The 20,725-nt window shown below is 67.5% G+C and carries 15 protein-coding genes; all 15 read left to right on the top strand.

What is annotated here, in order from left to right; all coding sequences use genetic code 11:
- The first annotated feature begins 348 nt into the window (after positions 1-348).
- The 15 genes from rplJ (at position 349) to KSO98_RS15655 (ending at position 20,642) form a co-directional block, all read left to right on the top strand.
- Positions 349-927 carry a 50S ribosomal protein L10 gene (gene rplJ / locus KSO98_RS15725; protein WP_225286645.1) on the top strand — a complete coding sequence of 193 codons (579 nt, stop codon included), beginning with the start codon at positions 349-351 and terminating at the stop codon, positions 925-927.
- A 91-nt stretch (positions 928-1,018) separates the two neighbouring features.
- Positions 1,019-1,408 (top strand): 50S ribosomal protein L7/L12, encoded by a 390-nt coding sequence (gene rplL, locus KSO98_RS15720; RefSeq protein ID WP_225286634.1) that lies wholly within the window; start codon positions 1,019-1,021, stop codon positions 1,406-1,408.
- 247 nt (positions 1,409-1,655) lie between these two features.
- Positions 1,656-2,621, top strand: a complete 966-nt coding sequence (locus tag KSO98_RS15715) for an ABC transporter ATP-binding protein (protein WP_225286633.1) — start codon at positions 1,656-1,658, stop codon at positions 2,619-2,621.
- Between the two features lie 6 nt (positions 2,622-2,627).
- The gene (locus tag KSO98_RS15710) at positions 2,628-3,413 is read left to right on the top strand and encodes an MlaE family ABC transporter permease (RefSeq protein WP_225286632.1); all 786 of its coding nucleotides are present in this window, start codon (positions 2,628-2,630) and stop codon (positions 3,411-3,413) included.
- A gap of 5 nt (positions 3,414-3,418) precedes the next feature.
- Positions 3,419-4,270: an MlaE family ABC transporter permease gene (locus KSO98_RS15705; RefSeq protein WP_225286631.1), complete on the top strand. Its 852-nt coding sequence runs from the start codon at positions 3,419-3,421 to the stop codon at positions 4,268-4,270.
- Positions 4,270-5,577, top strand: coding sequence for an MCE family protein (locus KSO98_RS15700; RefSeq protein WP_225286630.1), 1,308 nt, complete (start codon positions 4,270-4,272; stop codon positions 5,575-5,577). The genes KSO98_RS15705 and KSO98_RS15700 overlap by 1 nt, the downstream gene beginning before the upstream one ends.
- Positions 5,574-6,608, top strand: coding sequence for an MCE family protein (locus tag KSO98_RS15695; RefSeq protein ID WP_225286629.1), 1,035 nt, complete (start codon positions 5,574-5,576; stop codon positions 6,606-6,608). The genes KSO98_RS15700 and KSO98_RS15695 overlap by 4 nt, the downstream gene beginning before the upstream one ends.
- The gene (locus KSO98_RS15690; protein ID WP_225286628.1) at positions 6,605-7,570 is read left to right on the top strand and encodes an MCE family protein; all 966 of its coding nucleotides are present in this window, start codon (positions 6,605-6,607) and stop codon (positions 7,568-7,570) included. Before KSO98_RS15695 ends, KSO98_RS15690 begins: the two co-directional genes overlap by 4 nt.
- Before the next feature lies 1 nt (position 7,571).
- Positions 7,572-8,729 (top strand): MCE family protein, encoded by a 1,158-nt coding sequence (locus tag KSO98_RS15685; RefSeq protein WP_225286627.1) that lies wholly within the window; start codon positions 7,572-7,574, stop codon positions 8,727-8,729.
- Positions 8,726-10,246 (top strand): MCE family protein, encoded by a 1,521-nt coding sequence (locus KSO98_RS15680; RefSeq protein WP_225286625.1) that lies wholly within the window; start codon positions 8,726-8,728, stop codon positions 10,244-10,246. Before KSO98_RS15685 ends, KSO98_RS15680 begins: the two co-directional genes overlap by 4 nt.
- Positions 10,243-11,499 carry an MCE family protein gene (locus KSO98_RS15675; RefSeq protein ID WP_225286624.1) on the top strand — a complete coding sequence of 419 codons (1,257 nt, stop codon included), beginning with the start codon at positions 10,243-10,245 and terminating at the stop codon, positions 11,497-11,499. The genes KSO98_RS15680 and KSO98_RS15675 overlap by 4 nt, the downstream gene beginning before the upstream one ends.
- On the top strand, positions 11,481-12,104 hold the full coding sequence (locus KSO98_RS15670; protein ID WP_225286623.1) for a hypothetical protein: 624 nt from the start codon (positions 11,481-11,483) through the stop codon (positions 12,102-12,104). The genes KSO98_RS15675 and KSO98_RS15670 overlap by 19 nt, the downstream gene beginning before the upstream one ends.
- A gap of 76 nt (positions 12,105-12,180) precedes the next feature.
- Positions 12,181-13,065, top strand: a complete 885-nt coding sequence (locus KSO98_RS15665) for a J domain-containing protein (protein WP_225286622.1) — start codon at positions 12,181-12,183, stop codon at positions 13,063-13,065.
- 211 nt (positions 13,066-13,276) lie between these two features.
- The gene (gene rpoB, locus KSO98_RS15660) at positions 13,277-16,747 is read left to right on the top strand and encodes a DNA-directed RNA polymerase subunit beta (protein ID WP_225286621.1); all 3,471 of its coding nucleotides are present in this window, start codon (positions 13,277-13,279) and stop codon (positions 16,745-16,747) included.
- Between the two features lie 94 nt (positions 16,748-16,841).
- Positions 16,842-20,642 carry a DNA-directed RNA polymerase subunit beta' gene (locus tag KSO98_RS15655; protein WP_225286620.1) on the top strand — a complete coding sequence of 1,267 codons (3,801 nt, stop codon included), beginning with the start codon at positions 16,842-16,844 and terminating at the stop codon, positions 20,640-20,642.
- The last annotated feature ends 83 nt before the right edge of the window (positions 20,643-20,725 follow it).

The raw sequence follows: 20,725 nt of genomic DNA, 5'->3' as shown, positions 1-20,725 counted from the left end.
GGTCACCCCACGGGGGTGGCCGCCCTTCGACCGTCCCACGCTCGATCACGTCGTCGATCCCCGCAACCGACGCCCCGTCGCATCCCGCCTGCGGCGCGTGCTCGCCCGATTTGGTCGTAGGCCGGACCCGCCGCCATACTTGACCACGAACCAGAGACCGCCGGTTGTCAGCGAGCATCAGCTCAACGACCGAAGGTGCCGCGACAGTGAGAGATCACTGACGTCGGACGGCCAGCGTAGGTGCAACCAGAGCACGACATCATGTCAACGCCCTGAGCGCCTGCGCTCGGGGCGTTTCGTCGTCGTGGGGCCCGGCCGGTGGACTCGATCCACGGAAGAAGGAGACCCATGGCGCGGGCAGACAAGCAGGCCGCCGTCGTCGAGATCACTGACGAGTTCAGTGCCTCGAACGGTGCCGTGCTGACCGAGTACCGCGGTCTCACCGTTGCGGAGCTGAAGAACCTTCGACGCTCCCTCGGCGAGAACGCCAACTACGCCGTGGTCAAGAACACGCTGGCCAAGATCGCTGCCAAGAACGTTGGCATCGAGGGCTTCGACGACCTGCTCGCGGGTCCGACCGCCATCGCCTTCATCAAGGGCGACGTCGTCGAGACCGCCAAGGGTCTGCGTGACTTTGCCAAGGCGAACCCCAACCTTGTCATCAAGGGCGGGGTTTACGAGGGCAAGACGCTGAGCGCTGCCGAGGTTGCCAAGCTGGCCGACCTCGAGTCGCGCGAGGTGCTTCTTGCCAAGGTTGCCGGCGGGATCAACGCGGCGCTGTCTTCGGCGCTGTTCGTTGTCAACGCCCTCCCCTCGAAGGCCGCGCAGCTTGCTGCCGCCCTTCAGGAGAAGGCCGCCAGCGACCCGTCGATCCTCGCAGGTGGTGCGGCTCCGGCCGTCGCCGCCGAGGAGACCGTCGAGGCCTGACCGCGCTGCGGTAGGTCATCGACAACCACACCACCTGTAACCCGGTGACCGGTCGACACGTCCGGTCATCACTTTGAAAGGAACTGCCATCATGGCGAAGCTTTCCACCACCGAGCTCATCGACGCCTTCAAGGAGCTCACGCTCATCGAGCTCTCCGAGTTCGTCAAGGAGTTCGAGGACGTCTTCGGCGTCACCGCCGCTGCCCCCGTCGCCGTTGCTGCTGCCCCGGCCGCCGGTGGCGCTGCTGGTGGCGACGCTGCCGCCGAGCAGGACGAGTTCGACGTCATCCTCGAGGCTGGCGGCGACAAGAAGATCAACGTCATCAAGGAGGTGCGCGCCCTGACCTCCCTCGGTCTGAAGGAGGCCAAGGACCTCGTCGAGGGTGCCCCGACCCCGGTTCTGGAGAAGGTCAACAAGGAGACCGCCCAGAAGGCCAAGGAGACCCTCGAGGCCGCTGGCGCCACCGTCACCCTCAAGTGATTCTCGCGGCGCGAGCCGCACCCGATCCCGAGGCTCAGGCCACGCGATCATCCGTCCGTGGGGCGGTCACCTTCCGGGTGGCCGCCCCTCGGCGCATTTGTGAGCGACATTCACCCCCAAATGGGTGACGGGCGTCGCACCGGGGCGTAACTTCGGCCACAGCATCACGTTGTTACTCAACAGTGAACAAACGCGCCGTCGCACCGCCTGCCAGGCGGACGGCGGCCCGTAACCCCGAGGAGTGCACATGGGCGTGGACGTAGCCATCAAGGGCTTGACGAAGAGCTTCGGCAAGCAATTGATCTGGAACGACGTCACGCTGACCCTGCCGGCGGGCGAGATCTCCGTGATGCTCGGGCCCTCCGGCACCGGCAAGTCGGTGCTGTTGAAGTCGCTGATCGGGCTGATCAAGCCGGAGAAGGGCTCGGTCGTCATCGAGGGCGTCGACATCTGCTCCTGCTCGGAGAAGGACCTCTACGAGATCCGCAAGCTCTTCGGCGTCCTGTTCCAGGACGGCGCGATGTTCGGCTCGATGAACCTCTACGACAACGTCGCGTTCCCGCTGCGCGAGCACACCAAGAAGTCCGAGTCGGAGATCCGCCGGATCGTGATGGAGAAGATGGACCTCGTCGGTCTCATCGGCGCCGAGATGAAGCTCCCGGGGGAGATCTCCGGCGGTATGCGCAAGCGCGCCGGCCTGGCCCGCGCCCTGGTCCTCGACCCGGAGATCCTGCTGATCGACGAGCCCGACTCCGGTCTCGACCCGGTCCGCACCTCGTTCATCAACCAGCTCTTCGTCGACCTCAACGCGCAGATCGACGCCACGTTCCTCATCGTCACCCACGACATCCACAGCGTCCGGGTGGTGCCGGACCAGATCGGCCTGCTGTACCACAAGCACCTGGCCATGTACGGTCCGCGCGAGATGCTGCTGTCGTCCGACGAGCCGGTCGTGCGCCAGTTCCTCAACGCCCAGACCGTCGGGCCGATCGGGATGTCGGAGGAGAAGGACGCCGACCAGCTGGCCGCTGAGAAGGACATGGCGCTCCCGCCGCTGCCGCCGATCCCGCTGCAGCTCGAGCCGTCCAACGGCGTCCCGCGCAAGAGCCAGCGGCCTCCGGGTGAGTGGTGTCGGCAGAACGGCGTCACGCCGCCGCCGAACTCCTTCCGCGCAGACTCGGTGCTCTCCACCTCGGGCGCGAGCGGGGCCTGAGTCACCGTGGCGTCATTCACCGCCACCAAGGTCCTCGCCCCGGTCGGAACCGCAGGCAAGCTGTTCGCCTTCGCGCTCGACGTGTGCCGAGGCCTGTTCAGGCGGCCCTTCCAGTTGCGCGAGTTCATCCAGCAGGCCTGGTTCATCGCGTCGGTCACCATCGTCCCCACGGCGTTGGTCGCCATCCCGTTCGGCGCCGTCATCGCGCTGCAGGTCGGGGGCCTGATCGCGCAGTTCGGCGCGCAGTCCTTCACCGGCTCGGCGTCGGTCCTCGCCGTCGTACGCGAAGCAGGCCCGATCGCGACGGCACTGCTCGTCGCGGGCGCGGGCGGCAGCGCTATCGCGGCGGACCTCGGCGCGCGCAAGATCCGCGAGGAGCTCGACGCGATGATGGTGCTCGGGATCGACCCGATCCAGCGACTGGTCGTCCCGCGCGTGCTCGCCTGCATGCTCGTCTCGGTGTTCCTCAACGGCCTGGTCAGCGTCGTCGGCGTGATCGGCGGCTACGTCTTCAACGTCATCCTGCAGCACGGCACCCCGGGTGCGTACCTCGCCTCCTTCACGGCACTGGCGCAGATGTCGGACGTGTGGCAGGGCCTGATCAAGGCGCTGATCTTCGGCCTGATCGCGGCGATCGTCGCCTCCTACAAGGGGATGAACGCCGGCGGCGGCCCGAAGGGGGTCGGCGACGCGGTCAACGAGTCGGTCGTGATCACCTTCCTGCTGCTGTTCATCGTCAACTTCGTGATGACGGCGATCTACTTCCAGATCGTCCCTTCGAAGACGGGTTGATGTCGATGTCCATCACTTCCGGCAATTTCGTCGCGCGCACCAAGGCCATCTACCAGCGCCCGCTCAAGACCCTCGACCACCTCGGCGAGGAGCTCTCCTTCTACCTGCGCGCCCTGCTCTGGGCGCCGCGGGCGATCCGGCGCTACGGCAAGGAGATCCTGCGCGTCCTGGCCGAGGTCACCCTCGGCTCCGGCTCGCTGGCCATCATCGGCGGCACCGTCGGCGTCATCACCGCGATGACCTTCTTCACCGGCACCGAGGTCGGTCTCCAGGGCTACGCCGCGCTCAACCAGCTGGGCACCTCGGCCTTCGCCGGCTTCGTCTCGGCCTACTTCAACACCCGCGAGATCGCCCCGCTCGTCGCCGGCATCGCGCTGGCCGCCACCGTCGGCTGCGGCTTCACCGCCCAGCTCGGCGCGATGCGCATCTCGGAGGAGGTCGACGCCCTCGAGGTGATGGCGATCCCGTCCATGCCGTTCCTGGTGACCACCCGGATCATCGGCGGCCTCATCGCGATCGTGCCGCTCTACGTGCTCGGCCTGCTGTCCTCGTACTTCGCCACCCGCCTGACGGTGACGGTCTCGTTCGGTCAGTCGACGGGCACGTACGACCACTACTTCAACGAGTTCCTGCCGCCGGGTGACGTGCTCTGGTCCTTCGGAAAGGTCCTCATCTTCGCCGTGGTCGTCATCCTCATCCACTGCTACCACGGCTACAACGCCTCCGGCGGCCCCGCCGGCGTCGGCGTCGCGGTCGGCAAGGCCGTCCGTACGAGCATCGTGGCCGTCTCCGTCATCGACCTGTTCCTCTCGATGGCGATCTGGGGCGCCACGACGACAGTGAGGTTGGCCGGCTGATGGCATCCGTTCTCGGCGGGCTGAAGTACCGGGTGCTGGGGGTCGCGTTCCTCGCGCTGATCCTCGCTGCGCTCTACTTCGTCTATGGCGCCTTCACCCAGAAGTTCACCCACTACGACGAGGTGACGCTGCAGACCGACACGATCGGCCTGCAGCTGCCCGAGCGTGCCGACGTGAAGATCCGCGGCGTGCTGGTCGGCCAGGTGCTGGGCTTCTCCGCCACGGCGCAGGGCGCCACGGTCAAGCTCGGCATCAAGCCGAGCGAGATCGGCACCATCCCAGCCAACGTCACCGGCGCGATCCTGCCCAAGACGCTCTTCGGCGAGAAGTACGTCGCCCTCGACGTCCCCCAGCAGGCCGACAGCCAGCACCTGAAGGACGGCGCCGTGATCACCCGTACGGCCGTCTCGACCGAGGTCGAGAAGGTGCTCTCCGACATCTACCCGCTGCTCCAGTCGATCCAGCCGGCCCAGCTCAACACCACCCTCAACGCGCTGGCCACCGCCCTCGACGGCCGCGGCGAGGAGCTCGGCCAGACGCTGACGACGCTCGACGGCTACCTGAAGAAGATCAATCCGCAGCTGCCGCTCTTCATCGACGACCTGCAGAAGAGCACCAAGGTCGCGAACACGTACAACGACGTCCTGCCGCAGGTCGCGAACATCCTGCGCAACACGATCACCACGACCACCACCCTCGAGGACCGCTCGACCCAGCTGCACGCCCTGCTGACCAACGTCACCGGGTTCGCCCAGACCGCGGACGCGTTCCTCGCGGCCAACGGCGACAACCTGATCCAGCTCGGCCAGGTCAGCGAGCCGGCGGTGGGCACCCTGGCGCGCTACGCGCCGGAGTTCCCCTGCCTGCTCGGCGGCATGGACAACCTGCGCACGCGCGTCGACAGCGCGTTCCGGCACTACACGCTGCACATCAACGTCGTCACCCTGCCGCGCCAGCCGCGCGGCTACACCCCGGCCGATGCGCCCACCTTCCACGAGGACCGGGGCCCGGCCTGTGGCCACCTGCCGCTGCCGCCGTGGGACTCCAAGCACCCGATCAAGGTGATGCCCAACCTGGCCGACGGCGTCAACACGCCGAACGGCAAGGGCGGCGACCGCGCGGCTCTGGGCTTCGACGCCGCGGGCGCGGGCGGTAGCGCCCTGGGCTATGCCGGCAGCCCTGCCGAGACCACGGTGCTCAAGGCTCTGCTCGGCCCGGTGCTGGGGGAGCAGGCCGACGACGTGTCCGACCTGGGCGCGCTGCTCGTCGCTCCGATGGCACGGGGAGCGAAGGTGAGCGTGCGATGAAGCTGCTCGACAAGCGCACCACCGGCGACCTGGTCCGTCTGACCATCTTCGTGGTGATCACGACCCTGTGCACCGGCCTGCTGGTCCTGGTGATCGGCAACATCTCCTTCGGGAGCACCAAGGACTACAAGGCCGAGTTCGTCGATGCGACCGGGGTCAACAAGGGCGACGACGTCCGGATCGCCGGCGTGAAGGTCGGCACCGTCAAGAACGTCCAGATCGTCAACCGCACCCACGCGCTGCTGACCTTCTCAGTCGCCTCCGACGAGTCGCTCGACAAGGCGACCCACGCCACGATCAAGTACCGCAATCTCGTCGGTCAGCGCTATCTCGCGCTCACCGACGAGATCGGCGACGGCTCGAGGCTCCAGCCGGGCTCGACCATCCCGGTCGCCCAGACCACGCCCGCGCTCGACCTCTCGGTGCTGTTCAACGGCTTCAAGCCGCTCTTCCAGGCACTCTCGCCCAACGACATCAACGCGCTCTCGTACGAGATCGTCCAGGTGTTCCAGGGCGAGGGCGGCACCCTGGACGACCTGCTCGGCCACACCGCCTCCCTGACCCAGACCCTCGCCGACCGCGACCAGGTGATCGACTCGCTGATCGACAATCTCAACGACGTGCTCGTGCACGTCGGCAGCCGCGACCAGGAGCTGACGCAGCTGATCACGACGTACAAGTCCTTCGTGCACGGCCTCGACCAGGACAAGCAGCCGATCCTGGACTCGCTCGACAGCATCTCGGGGCTCTCCCAGCAGACCGCGGACCTCGTGTCGGGCATCCGGGCGCCGTTCGTCGAGGACATCAAGCAGCTGCGGATCTTCGCCGGCCAGGTCGCCAGCCAGCGCCAGGGTCTCGACGCCGACCTCCAGATGGAGGCGCAGAAGCTCAACAAGATCGGTGCCACCGCCACCTACGGCTCGTGGTTCAACTTCTACCTGTGCGGCTTCGGCGGCAGTGCCACCCTCCCCGGTGGCGTACGCGTCCCGCTCGGCATGAAGGTCACGTCTGCGAGGTGCAATCTCGGATGATCCCGTTCCGCGAGCGCAACCCCGTCAAGATCGGCGCCGTCTCCATCGCCGTGATCGTGCTGGTCATCCTGGCCGCCTTCAAGGCCGACAGCCTGCCGATCATCGGCGGCGGCGACACCTACTCCGCCGACTTCACCGAGGCCGGCGGCCTCAAGGCCGGCGACGCCGTCCGCATCGCCGGCGTCCGGGTCGGCAAGGTCTCCGCCGTCGGGCTCGACAACGGTCACGTGAAGGTCGACTTCAAGATCAAGACCGACTCCGACTTCGGCACCCAGAGCAAGGCCGCCATCAAGGTGCAGACCCTGCTCGGCCAGATGTTCCTCGACCTGCAGCCCGCCGGTCCGGGACAGCTCGCCAAGGGCGCGGAGATCCCGATCTCGCGCACGACCTCCCCGTACGACGCCGTCAAGGCGTTCTCCGGCCTGGCCGACACCGCCGGCAAGATCGACACCGACCAGCTGGCCTCGGCGCTGACAACCCTCGCCGACCTGACCCGCACCACCCCCAAGTCGTTCCAGGCGGCGCTGACCGGCGTCGCCGCCCTGTCGAAGAACATCGCCGCCAAGGACGACCGGATCAACACGCTGCTGCAGAACCTCGACACCGTCACCGGCGTCCTGGACCAGCGTGACCAGGACATCGTCGACCTGATGAAGGACTCGGCGTCGCTCTTCTCGGCCCTGGAGCAGAAGCGGCAGGCGATCCACACCCTGCTGACCTCCACCACCACCCTGTCGAAGGAGCTCAGCAAGCTGATCGACCAGAGCAGGACCGATCTCAAGCCGACGCTGGCCAGCCTGCAGACCGTGATCGACGTCTTCACGAAGAACGACGACAACCTCGACACGACGCTGCGACTGATGGCGCCGTTCTACCGGGACTTCTCCCAGGTCCTCGGCAACGGACCGTGGTTCGACAGCTACATCCAGAACCTTCCGCCCGTCCCGGCGTTGGGAGGATGACATGACGCTCTCCGCCAACCTCCGCCGCTGGGCCGCACCGCTGGTGATCGCCCTGCTGGTCCTCGCGGCCGGCCTCACCCTGCTCGGTCGCAGCAACGGTGACATGAAGCTGACCGCGCACTTCCCGCGGACGATCTCGATCTACGAGGGCAGTGATGTCCGTGTCCTCGGCGTCCCGGTCGGCAAGGTCGACACGGTGACCCCCGACGGCACCGACGTGATCGTCACGATGCACTACGACAAGGACGTGAAGGTCCCCGCCGACGCCCAGGCGCTCATCGTGGCCCCGTCGATCGTCGGCGACCGCTACGTCCAGCTCACACCGGTCTACACGTCCGGCAAGGTGCTGGCCGACGGCGCGGTGCTCGACACCGACCGTACGGGCGTCCCGCTCGAGCTCGACCAGATCTACGGCAGCCTCGACTCGCTGGTCACTGCGCTCGGCCCGACCGGCGCCAACAAGAACGGCGCGCTGACCGACCTGCTCGAAACCACCTCGAAGAACTTCGGCGGCCAGGGCGCGCAGGTCCACCAGACGATCGACGACCTGTCCAAGCTCACCAAGACGCTCGACGACAACAAGGACGCGCTCTTCGGCTCGGCGTCCCAGCTCGAGCAGTTCGTCAACAAGCTCGCCACGAACGACAAGACCGTGCGGGACTTCAACACGTCGCTCGCGGGCGTCTCCACGATGCTGGCGGGGGAGCGGACCGACCTGGCCGCGTCGCTGCACAACCTGCAGGTGTCGCTGGGCGACGTCGCCTCCTTCGTCCGGGAGAACAAGGACGCCCTGGGCAAGAACATCAAGGGACTCAACACGGTGCTCAAGACAGTGGTGAAGAACCGCGACGCGCTCAACGAGACCCTCACCGCGGCACCGGTCGCGCTCTCCAACCTGTTCCAGGCCTACAACCCCGACACCGGCACGCTCGACACCAACCCGAACCTCGGTGTGCTCGCCGACCAGCTCGTGAAGCACCCCTCGCAGGTGCTCTGCACCCTCAGCAACCAGCTGCCGTCGGGCTCGACGCTGTGCAACACGATCAAGGGGATCCTGCCGCGCAGCGGCGTGTTCGGCGCCGGCACCGGCTCCTCCTCCGACGTGCACACCGACCTCACCCTCGGCGGGCTCGTGCCGGCGACGGGAGGTGCCCGATGAGGCGGCTCCTGACGACCCTGGTCGCGATCCTGGTCGGCTGCCTGGTCCTGTCGGGCTGCAGCTTCTCGATCTACGACCTGCCGCTGCCCGGCGGCGCCAAGACCGGCGCCTCGCCGACGAAGCTGCACGTGCAGTTCCGTGACGTGCTCGACCTGGTGCCCGACTCGACCGTCAAGCTCAACGACGTCACGGTCGGCAAGGTCGAGAAGGTCACCCTCGACCACGGCGTCGCCGACGTGGAGGTCGCGGTCCAGAAGAGCGTGAAGCTCCCGGCGAACACCACCGCCGAGATCCAGCAGACCAGCCTCCTGGGTGAGAAGTTCGTGGCGCTCAAGGCGCCCACCGACGGCACCGCGAGCACCGCGCTGATGAAGAGCGGCGACACGATCCCGCTGGCCCGTACGGGCGCCAACCCGGAGGTCGAGCAGGTCCTGGGCGCGCTCAGCCTGATCCTCAACGGCGGCGGTGTCGCCCAGCTGCACACCATCTCCACCGAGCTCAACAAGGCGCTCGCCGGCCATGAGGACGCCGCCCGGTCGGTGCTCACCCAGGTCGACCTCTTCGCCAAGAACCTGGACGAGCACAAGCAGGCCATCACCGACGCGCTCGACGCCGTCGCCAAGCTCTCCGCGACCGCCAAGTCGCAGGAGAAGACGATCGACGCCACCTTGGAGGAGCTGCCCGGCGCGCTGAGCAGCATCGACCAGCAGCGTCACGACCTGGTCACGATGCTGCAGGCGCTGAGCAAGCTCGGTGACACCGGCGTCCGGGTCATCAGCGCCTCCAAGCAGGGCACGATCGACATCATCAAGAATCTCCAGCCGGTGCTCACCTCGCTGGCCCGCTCGGGCGACCACTTCGTCAGCGCGTTCAACACGCTGCTGACCTACCCGTTCGTCGACGCCGCCGTCGGCGGGACACCACAGGCCGCCCGCAACCTCCACATGGGCGACTTCGTGAACCTCGACATGCGCCTCAACCTGGACTTCTCCGACATCCTCGACGTCGGCAGCCTGGTGCCCAGCGCGATCGCCCCCGGCACGGTGCTCAACGAGGTGCTCGGCTGCATCCGGTCGCTCAGCCTGACCAGCCAGAAGTGCATCGACGTGCTCGCGTCGGTCAAGGCACTGGCCCAGCTCAAGAGCGAGTGCCTCAAGACCGCCAACTCGAAGACCGCGGTCTGCAAGCTGCTGAACATGATCCCGGGCCTGCCGAACCTGACCCAGATCCTGCCCAAGCAGCTGAGCAACCTGCTCGGTCCGGTGCTCGGCGCCGGCACCACCTCGGGCGGCACCACCTCGGGCGGCGGCACCGGCTCGTCCGGCTCCGGTGGCGGGCTGCTGGGCCTCGGCGCCCTCGGCCTGCGCCAGCAGGCGCCGGCCGCGGAGCGGGCCGGCGTCTCGTACGGCAGCACCGCGCACGGCCCGACGTACGGGGCGCTCAGCGCGCTCTACGACCCGAGCCTGGTGGCGCTGCTGGTCCCGCCGTTGACCGCTCCGACGGGAGGCGCCCGATGATCACCCGCCGCACCAAGATCCAGCTCGCGATCTTCGTCCTCATCACCCTGGTCGGCGTCAGCTTCACCGGCGCCCGCTACGCCCACCTCGATCGGCTGGTGCACGCCACCACCTACCAGGTCGTGGCGCACTTCCCGGACTCCGGCGGCATCTACCAGGGCGGCGAGGTCTCCTACCGCGGCGTCAAGGTCGGCCAGGTCGACCGGCTCAAGCTCACCTCGGACGGTGTCGACGTCTACCTCGACATCGACAAGTCGCAGTCGAGCATCCCGGCCGACACCCTCGCCGTGGTCGGCAACCGCTCGGCGGTCGGCGAGCAGTACGTCGAGCTGCAGCCGCAGACCAAGTCCGCGCCCTTCCTCAAGGACGGATCGCAGATCGCGCAGCGGGACACCGCCATCCCGATCGCGACCGACAAGCTCCTCGGCGACGTCAGTCGCACGGTGAACTCGGTCGACCAGCAGGCGCTCCAGACCACGCTGACCGAGCTCGGCACGGCCTTCGCCGGCACCGGCGAGGAGCTGCAGACGATCCTCGACAGCGGCACCTCGTTCGTGACCACCGCGGACAAGAACTTCGACGTCACCACCGCGCTGCTCAAGGACGGCAACACGGTGCTCAAGACCCAGGCCGACACCGAGGGCGCGATCCGCTCGTTCGCGCAGAACCTCTCCCTGGTCACCGACACCCTCACCGCCTCGAACCAGGACCTGATCAAGCTCATCACCAACGGCTCGGCCGGCGCGACGCAGCTGCGTGAGTTCCTCGAGCGCAACGGCGTCGACCTCGGCGAGGTCATCTCCGAGGCGCTCACCACCGGCCGCATCGTCAATGCACACCTGCCCGGTCTGCGCTACGTCCTGGTCGTCTACCCGTACGTCACCGAGGGCGGCTTCTCGGTGCTCGAGAGGGACGCCGACGGGGTGAACTGGGACGCCCGCTTCGGTCTCGTCCTGACCACGCAGGCCACCTGCCACGGCGGTTACGAGTCGACCGTCGAGCGGGCACCGCAGGACACCTCGCCGCGCGACATGAACACCCGGGCGACCTGCACCGAGCCGATCACCAAGAGCAACGCGCGCGGCGCGCAGAACTACCACCCGCGCGCTGCGGCCGACTACCGGGCGCCCGCCGTCGCGTCGTACGACGAGAAGACCGGCCGCCTGACCTGGGGTGACCCGCGTACGGTTGCCGACGGCACCTCCGCCCCGACCGACCCGAAGGACTCCTGGACGTGGCTCTACCGGCAATGACATCGGCGCGCCTCCGCTGGGGTGTCCTGGGATTGCTGGTCCTGTTGATCGTCGGCTCGCTGGGTGTTCTCGGCGCGCGCGTGGCGAACGACGGGACCGGCTCGGGCTGGCACCGGGTGAGCAGCGCGTTCTCCAGCGACGACCCGCTCCAGACCGAGCGCGACGCGATCATGGCGCAGGCGCGCCAGTTCGTGCTGCGGGTCAACACCTACGGTCCCGACCAGCTCGACCAGGGCGGCCAGATGACGACCTACCGCGACCAGGTCGAGAAGGTCATCACAGCGAAGTACCGCGCCGACTTCGAGAAGTCCGGCGTCCCGCTGGTCCAGGCGACCGTGTCCCAGCTCCGCGTCAAGCGCACCTGCGAGATCTACGCCACCGCGGTCGCCGCCCTCGACGACGACACCGCGACAGCGCTGGTCGCCGGCGCCTTCACCAACGCCTACCCCAAGGCGAAGGGGTCCACCGAGTACGACGCGGCCAACCCGCAGCCGTTCCGCTTCGAGGTCAGCCTGGTCAAGAGCGGTGGGACCTGGCTGGTCGACAGCTTCATGCCGGCTTCCCAGGCCGCCCCGTCCGCCGCCCCGAGCGGAGCGGCTCAGTGAGCGCGCGCAGCGAGCGAGACATCCAGGGCAGCGCGCCACGTGCCTCGTGCGCGCACGGAGCGAAGCGAGTACGCCGATGAGCATGCCGACCCCCACCTGGTACGACCTGCTCGGCGTCGAACCCAGCGCCGACGAGGCGACGATCCGCAGCGCCTGGCGCACCGCGATCGCCGACCTCGACCCGACCGAGCGCCGCTTCGCCACGCTCAGCGAGGCCGCCGCGGTGCTGCTCGACCCGGCCCGGCGCAGCGCGTACGACGCGGAGATCACGCCCGAGCCGACCGAGCCCGAGCCCGACGCCACGCCCGAGCCCGACGCCACGTCCGAGCCCGAGCAGGGTCTCGACACGGTCGCTGCGCTCCCCACTCCGCCGCCGGCCGAGGCCGACGCCGGAGCCAGGGCCGCGGAGCCGTACCTCGTGCCCGGCTGGCTGCTCGCCACCGTCGGTGTCGTCGCGGTGGCCGCCGTGGCGATCGCGGCGATCCTCAGCGCGCGCCCCGCCCCCGCGAAGGTCGTCCAGGACTCCGTCCAGGTCGCCAGCGGCTCGAAGGCGACCGAGATCGAGGAGCACGCGGTCGACGCTGTCGCCGCAGCCAAGGTCGCGGTGGTTCCGGTGCTGTCCTACGACTACCGCCACCTGGACCAGGACCAGGCTGCGGCCGATCGCTACCTCACGGACTCCTACCGCGGTGGCAAGCAGGGGTACGACAACACCTTCGAGACCCTGGTCAAGAAGGCTGCCGTCGAGACGCAGACCGTGGTCAGCACGAAGGTGGTCGGCGCCGCGGTCGTGCGCGCCGACTCCGATCGGGTCCAGGTGCTCCTGCTGATCGACCAGCCGCGGACCAACAAGGCCTCGCCGACCCCGGTGGTCTTCCAGAACCAGGTCACGCTGACGATGGCGAAGGTCGGGTCGCGCTGGCTGGTCGACGATCTGAAGACCAACCAGATCCCCGAGTAGCGACGCGCGCGTCGGCGCTGCTGCTTGACCAGAGCGCCGACGAGGCGCATGATCATCCGCAAGCAGCCGCCTGACTGCCTCCAGTATTGTGGCGGCCGTATTTTTGCGCTATCGTTGCGCTTTGCGCATGCCCTCATATGCCCTTCTGCCTGCCCGGTGGTAGTTGGAGAGGGGGGCAGCGACATCAGCCAGCGACTCGCAAGGAAACCTCTTGGCCGCGCGCAGCACCACCGCCTCTGGTACCTCTCGCCGCATCTCGTTCGCAAAGATCTCGGAGCCTCTCGAGCTCCCGCAGCTCCTCGCACTGCAGACCGACTCCTTCGATTGGCTCGTCGGCAACGACGTCCACAAGGAGCGGCTTGCCGCCCGTGCAGCTGCCGGTGAGGACGTCTCGCAGAAGTCGGGTCTGGAGGAGATCTTCGAGGAGATCTCCCCGATCGAGGACTTCTCCGAGACCATGTCCCTCTCGTTCGACAACCCGGTCTTCTACGACCCGAAGTACACCGTCGACGAGTGCAAGGAGAAGGACTTCACCTACTCCGCTCCGCTCTACGTCTCCGCGGAGTTCACGAACAACGACACCGGCGAGATCAAGGGCCAGACGGTCTTCATGGGCGACTTCCCGCTCATGACCGACAAGGGCACCTTCATCATCAACGGCACCGAGCGTGTCGTCGTCTCGCAGCTCGTCCGCTCGCCGGGCGTCTACTTCGAGCGCGCCGCCGACAAGACGTCCGACAAGGACATCTTCACCGCCAAGCTCATCCCGAGCCGTGGCGCATGGCTGGAGTTCGAGATCGACAAGCGCGACCTGGTCGGCGTCCGTCTCGACCGCAAGCGCAAGCAGAACGTCACGGTGCTGCTCAAGGCCCTCGGCTGGACCAACGAGCAGATCCGCGAAGAGTTCGGCCAGTACGAGTCGATGATGCTGACCCTCGAGAAGGACAACATCGCCGACCAGGACTCCGCGCTCCTGGACATCTACCGCAAGCTCCGCCCGGGCGAGCCGCCGACGCGCGAGGCCGCCCAGACGCTGCTGAACAACTACTACTTCAACCCGAAGCGCTACGACCTCGCCAAGGTCGGCCGCTACAAGGTGAACAAGAAGCTCGGCCTGACCGAGGCGTTCGACCAGCAGACCCTGACGGTCGACGACATCGTCGCCGCGATCCGCTACATCGTCGCGCTGCACGACGGCCAGACCCAGGTGGAGGCCCCGGCCGGCCCCCTCGAGGTCGCCGCTGACGACATCGACCACTTCGGCAACCGTCGCATGCGCACGGTCGGCGAGCTGATCCAGAACCAGCTGCGTACCGGTCTCGCCCGCATGGAGCGTGTCGTGCGTGAGCGCATGACCACGCAGGACGTCGAGGCGATCACGCCGCAGTCGCTGATCAACATCCGCCCGGTCGTCGCGGCGCTGAAGGAGTTCTTCGGGACCTCGCAGCTGTCGCAGTTCATGGACCAGACCAACCCGATCGCGGGCCTGACGCACAAGCGTCGTCTCTCCGCGCTCGGCCCGGGTGGTCTGTCCCGCGACCGCGCCGGCATGGAGGTCCGAGACGTCCACCCGTCGCACTACGGTCGTATGTGTCCGATCGAGACCCCGGAAGGCCCGAACATCGGCCTGATCGGCTCGCTCGCGTCCTTCGGTCGGATCAACCCGTTCGGCTTCGTCGAGACCCCGTACCGCAAGGTCATCGACGGCAAGGTCACGGACAAGATCGACTACCTGACCGCCGACGACGAGGACCGCTACGTCATCGCGCAGGCCAACGCGGGGCTCGACGCCTCGGGTGCCTTCGTCGACGAGCGCGTCCTGGTCCGCCAGCGTGAGGGCGAGGTCGGCGAGGTCCCGGCCGCCGACGTCGACTACATGGACGTCTCGCCGCGCCAGATGGTGTCGGTCGCGACCGCCCTCATCCCGTTCCTCGAGCACGACGACGCCAACCGTGCCCTCATGGGCGCGAACATGCAGCGCCAGGCGGTTCCGCTGGTGCGCAGCCAGGCGCCGCTCGTCGGCACGGGTATCGAGTACCGCGCCGCCGTCGACGCCGGTGACGTCGTCACCGCGACGAAGGCCGGTGTGGTCAAGGAGGTCTCCGCCGACCTCATCGAGTCGATGAACGACGACGGCACGTACACCACGTACAAGCTGCAGAAGTTCATGCGCTCCAACCAGGGCACCTGCATCAACCAGCGCCCGCTGGTCCGCGAGGGCGACCGTCTCGAGGTCGGCTCGCCGATCGCCGACGGTCCGTGCACCGACGACGCCGAGATGGCTCTGGGCCAGAACCTGCTCGTCGCGTTCATGCCGTGGCAGGGTCACAACTACGAGGACGCGATCATCCTGTCGCAGCGCCTCGTGCAGGAGGACTACCTCACCTCGATCCACATCGAGGAGCACGAGGTCGACGCCCGCGACACGAAGCTGGGTCCGGAGGAGATCACCCGGGACATCCCGAACGTCTCCGAGGAGATGCTGGCCGACCTCGACGAGCGCGGCATCATCCGCATCGGCGCCGAGGTCACCACCGGTGACATCCTCGTCGGCAAGGTCACCCCGAAGGGCGAGACCGAGCTGACCCCGGAGGAGCGCCTGCTGCGCGCCATCTTCGGTGAGAAGGCCCGCGAGGTCCGCGACACCTCCATGAAGGTGCCGCACGGCGAGGAGGGCACCGTCATCGGTGTCCGCGTCTTCGACCGCGAGGACGGCGACGAGCTTCCCCCGGGCGTCAACCAGCTCGTGCGGGTCTACGTCGCGCAGAAGCGCAAGATCTCCGTGGGTGACAAGCTCGCCGGCCGTCACGGCAACAAGGGCGTCATCGCGAAGATCCTGCCGATCGAGGACATGCCGTTCATGGAGGACGGCACCCCGGTCGACGTGATCCTCAACCCGCTCGGTGTTCCGCGTCGAATGAACATCGGTCAGATCCTCGAGCTCCACCTCGGTTGGCTCGCCAACCAGGGCTGGGACCTCAACCTCACCGGCGACAAGCTGGACACCGACTGGGCCAAGCGCCTGATCTCCATCGGCGTCGAGAAGGCCGCTCCGGGCACGAAGGTCGCCTCGCCGGTCTTCGACGGTGCCCGCGAGGACGAGATCACCGGTCTGCTCGGTGCCACCCTGCCGAACCGTGACGGCATCCGCCTCGTCGGTGAGAACGGCAAGGCCCGGCTCTTCGACGGTCGCTCCGGCGAGCCGTTCCCCGAGCCGGTGGCCGTGGGCTACAAGTACATCCTCAAGCTGCACCACCTCGTGGACGACAAGATCCACGCCCGCAGCACGGGTCCGTACTCGATGATCACCCAGCAGCCGCTCGGCGGTAAGGCCCAGTTCGGCGGCCAGCGCTTCGGTGAGATGGAGGTCTGGGCGATGGAGGCGTACGGCGCCGCCTACGCCCTGCAGGAGCTCCTGACCATCAAGTCCGACGACGTCCCGGGCCGCGTGAAGGTCTACGAGGCGATCGTCAAGGGCGAGAACATCCCCGACTCGGGCATCCCGGAGTCGTTCAAGGTTCTCGTCAAGGAGATGCAGTCGCTGTGCCTCAACGTCGAGGTGCTCAGCCAGGACGGTACGCAGATCGAGTTGCGTGACGCGGAGGAGGACGTCTTCCGCGCCGCCGAGGAGCTCGGCATCGACCTGTCCCGGCGCGAGCCCAGCTCGGTCGAAGAAGTCTGAGTGATCGGTGGTGCGCCGGCCCAGCCCGGCGCACCACCTCCCTCAGTCCCACCTGACTTCAATTTCGAGAACTAACGAAGGACTAGAAGCCAAAGTGCTCGACGTTAACTTCTTCGACCAGCTTCGGATCGGCCTGGCCACTGCGGAGGAAATCCGCACGTGGAGCCACGGTGAGGTCAAGAAGCCGGAGACGATCAACTACCGCACGCTCAAGCCCGAGCGTGACGGCCTCTTCTGCGAGAAGATCTTCGGTCCCACCCGGGACTGGGAGTGCTATTGCGGCAAGTACAAGCGCGTGCGCTTCAAGGGCATCATCTGCGAGCGCTGCGGCGTCGAGGTGACCCGCTCCAAGGTGCGTCGCGAGCGGATGGGCCACATCGAGCTCGCCGCCCCCGTGACCCACATCTGGTACTTCAAGGGCGTTCCGTCGCGGCTGGGCTACCTGCTCGACCTCGCGCCGAAGGACCTGGAGAAGGTCATCTACTTCGCGGCGTACATGATCACCTCGGTCGACGAGGACGCGCGTCACCGCGACCTGTCCTCGCTCGAGGCCAAGGTCGACCAGCAGCGCAAGATGCTGACCAACCGCATGGACGTGGCGATCAACGACCGCGCCAAGAAGCTGGAGGAGGACCTCGCGGCCCTCGAGGCCGACGGTGCCAAGGCCGACGCCAAGCGCAAGGTCCGTGACGGCGCCGAGCGGGAGATGAAGCAGCTGCGTGACCGCAGCGAGCGCGAGATCGCCCGCCTCGACGAGGTCTGGGACACGTTCAAGAACCTCAAGGTTCAGGACCTCATGGGTGATGAGCTCCTCTACCGCGAGATGAAGAACTGGTTCGGCAAGTACTTCGAGGGCTACATGGGCGCCACGGCGATCCAGAAGCGCCTCCAGGACTTCGACATCGCCCAGGAGGTCGAGAACCTGCGCGAGACCATTGCCACCGGCAAGGGTCAGCGCAAGGTCCGCGCCCTCAAGCGCCTCAAGGTCGTCGACGCGTTCCGCAAGACCGGCAACAAGCCGGTCGGCATGGTGCTGGACGCCGTCCCGGTCATCCCGCCGGACCTGCGCCCGATGGTGCAGCTCGACGGTGGCCGCTTCGCGACCTCCGACCTCAACGACCTCTACCGTCGTGTGATCAACCGCAACAACCGCCTCAAGCGTCTCCTCGACCTCGGTGCCCCCGAGATCATCGTGAACAACGAGAAGCGGATGCTGCAGGAGGCCGTGGACTCGCTGTTCGACAACGGCCGTCGTGGTCGCCCGGTCACCGGTCCCGGCAACCGCCCGCTCAAGTCGCTCTCCGACATGCTCAAGGGCAAGCAGGGTCGCTTCCGTCAGAACCTGCTCGGCAAGCGCGTCGACTACTCGGGCCGTTCGGTCATCGTCTCGGGCCCGCAGCTCAAGCTCCACCAGTGCGGTCTGCCCAAGCAGATGGCGCTCGAGCTGTTCAAGCCGTTCGTGATGAAGCGCCTCGTCGACCTGTCGCACGCGCAGAACATCAAGTCCGCCAAGCGGATGGTCGAGCGCGCTCGTCCGGTCGTCTGGGATGTCCTCGAAGAGGTCATCACCGAGCACCCGGTCCTGCTGAACCGTGCGCCCACGCTGCACCGTCTCGGCATCCAGGCGTTCGAGCCCCAGCTGATCGAGGGCAAGGCCATCCAGCTGCACCCGCTGGTCTGTGGCGCCTTCAACGCCGACTTCGACGGCGACCAGATGGCTGTCCACCTGCCGCTGTCGGCGGAGGCCCAGGCCGAGGCTCGCATCCTGATGCTCTCGACCAACAACATCCTCAAGCCGTCGGACGGCCGCCCGGTCACCATGCCGTCGCAGGACATGATCATCGGTCTGTTCTTCCTGACGACCGACCGCGAGGACCAGCCCGGCGAGGGTCGTGCCTTCGGCTCGCAGGCCGAGGCGATCATGGCGTTCGACCGCCGCGAGATCACGCTGCAGTCGAAGATCAAGATCCGTCTCGACACCGGCGAGATCGTCGAGACCACCCTGGGTCGCACGATCTTCAACGACACCCTGCCGGCCGACTACCCCTTCGTGAACAACGAGGTCGGTAAGAAGCAGCTCGGTGCGATCGTCAACGACCTGGCCGAGCGCTACCCCAAGGTCGAGGTCGCTGCCTCGCTGGACGCGCTCAAGGACGCCGGCTTCCACTGGGCGACCCGCTCGGGCGTCACGGTCTCGATCGACGACGTCACCACCCCGGCGAACAAGATCGAGATCCTGGCCGAGTTCGAGGACAAGGCCGCCAAGATCCAGAAGCAGTTCGAGCGTGGTCTCGTGACCGACGAGGAGCGCCGTCAGGAGCTCGTCGAGATCTGGACCGAGGCCGCCAAGGTCGTCGGCCAGGCCATGGAGGACGCGTTCGACAAGAAGAACCCGATCTTCATGCAGGTCACCTCCGGTGCCTCGGGTAACTTCAACCAGATCCGCCAGGTCGGCGCTATGCGAGGCCTCGTGGCGAACCCGAAGGGCGAGATCATCCCGCGGCCGATCAAGGCCAACTTCCGCGAGGGTCTCTCCGTGCTCGAGTACTTCATCTCGACCCACGGTGCTCGTAAGGGTCTTGCTGACACCGCGCTGCGTACCGCCGACTCGGGCTACCTGACCCGTCGTCTGGTGGACGTCTCGCAGGACGTCATCATCCGCGAGGAGGACTGCGGCACCGAGCGTGGTCACCTGGTCGACATCACCCACGAGGACGTCGAGACGACCGCCTACGCCCGCACCGCGGCCGAGGACGTCGTGCACCCGACCACGGGCGAGGTCCTCGCCCCGGCCGGTAGCGACATCGGTGACGTCAAGATCGCCGAGCTGGTCGCGGCCGGCGTCGTCGAGCTGAAGGTCCGCTCGGTCCTGACCTGTGAGGCCAAGACCGGTACGTGTGCCAAGTGCTACGGCCGTTCGCTGGCCACCGGCAAGCTCGTCGACATCGGTGAGGCCGTCGGCATCATCGCGGCCCAGTCCATCGGTGAGCCCGGTACGCAGCTGACCATGCGTACCTTCCACACCGGTGGTGTGGCGTCGGCAGCCGACATCACGCAGGGTCTCCCGCGTGTCGTCGAGCTCTTCGAGGCCCGTACGCCCAAGGGTGTCGCCCCGATCGCCGAGGCCGCCGGCCGCGTGGAGATCGAGGAGACGGACAAGGCCCGCAAGGTCCTGCTCACCCCGGACGACGGCTCCGAGGTCATCGAGTACGTGGTCTCGCGTCGCTCCCGCCTGCTGGTCGCCGACGGCGACCACATCGAGGTGGGCCAGATGCTGACCGCCGGTACTCAGGACCCGAAGGAGGTGCTCCGCATCCTCGGCATCCGGGCGACGCAGCAGCACCTCGTCGACGAGGTCCAGGGCGTCTACAAGAGCCAGGGTGTGTCCATCCACGCCAAGCACATCGAGATCATCGTGCGGCAGATGCTGCGCCGGATCACGGTGCTGGAGTCGGGCGAGACCAACCTGCTCCCGTCGGACCTCGTGGACCGCGTGAAGTTCGAGTCCGAGAACCGTCGCGTCGTCTCCGAGGGCGGCAAGCCGGCCTCGGGTCGTCCGGAGCTCATGGGCATCACCAAGGCCTCGCTCGCCACCGAGTCGTGGCTCTCGGCGGCCTCCTTCCAGGAGACCACCCGAGTCCTCACCGACGCGGCGATCAACGGTCGCTCCGACAGCCTCCGCGGCCTGAAGGAGAACGTCATCATCGGTAAGCTCATCCCGGCCGGTACCGGCCTCGAGCGCTACCGCAACATCCGGGTCGAGCCGACCGAGGAGGCCCGCGCTGCGGCCTACTCCGTCACCGGCTACGACAGCTACGACTACGACTTCGGTGCCACCGGGTCGGGTCAGGCCGTGGCCCTGGACGACTTCGACTTCGGTTCCTACCAGAACTGACGCGAGTCTGAGCTAGTCCGCTGAGCGGGCGTGGATCCTCCGGGATCCGCGCCCGCTCGGTGCATTTCCGGGGGTCGTCGCCG

It is taken from the genome of Nocardioides nematodiphilus (assembly GCF_020216525.1).
In the GTDB taxonomy this organism is placed as follows: domain Bacteria; phylum Actinomycetota; class Actinomycetes; order Propionibacteriales; family Nocardioidaceae; genus Nocardioides; species Nocardioides nematodiphilus.
This window is presented reverse-complemented; position numbering and strand designations above follow the sequence as displayed.

Excerpts from the sequence above, each read along its gene's own strand:
- rplL (WP_225286634.1), top strand. The coding sequence starts at position 1,019 with ATGGCGAAGCTTTCCACCACCGAGCTCATCGACGCCTTCAAGGAGCTC.
- KSO98_RS15680 (WP_225286625.1), top strand. The coding sequence starts at position 8,726 with ATGAGGCGGCTCCTGACGACCCTGGTCGCGATCCTGGTCGGCTGCCTG.
- KSO98_RS15695 (WP_225286629.1), top strand. The coding sequence starts at position 5,574 with ATGAAGCTGCTCGACAAGCGCACCACCGGCGACCTGGTCCGTCTGACC.
- KSO98_RS15675 (WP_225286624.1), top strand. The coding sequence starts at position 10,243 with ATGATCACCCGCCGCACCAAGATCCAGCTCGCGATCTTCGTCCTCATC.
- KSO98_RS15700 (WP_225286630.1), top strand. The coding sequence starts at position 4,270 with ATGGCATCCGTTCTCGGCGGGCTGAAGTACCGGGTGCTGGGGGTCGCG.
- KSO98_RS15685 (WP_225286627.1), top strand. The coding sequence starts at position 7,572 with ATGACGCTCTCCGCCAACCTCCGCCGCTGGGCCGCACCGCTGGTGATC.
- KSO98_RS15690 (WP_225286628.1), top strand. The coding sequence starts at position 6,605 with ATGATCCCGTTCCGCGAGCGCAACCCCGTCAAGATCGGCGCCGTCTCC.
- KSO98_RS15705 (WP_225286631.1), top strand. The coding sequence starts at position 3,419 with ATGTCCATCACTTCCGGCAATTTCGTCGCGCGCACCAAGGCCATCTAC.
- rplJ (WP_225286645.1), top strand. The coding sequence starts at position 349 with ATGGCGCGGGCAGACAAGCAGGCCGCCGTCGTCGAGATCACTGACGAG.
- KSO98_RS15665 (WP_225286622.1), top strand. The coding sequence starts at position 12,181 with ATGAGCATGCCGACCCCCACCTGGTACGACCTGCTCGGCGTCGAACCC.
- KSO98_RS15715 (WP_225286633.1), top strand. The coding sequence starts at position 1,656 with ATGGGCGTGGACGTAGCCATCAAGGGCTTGACGAAGAGCTTCGGCAAG.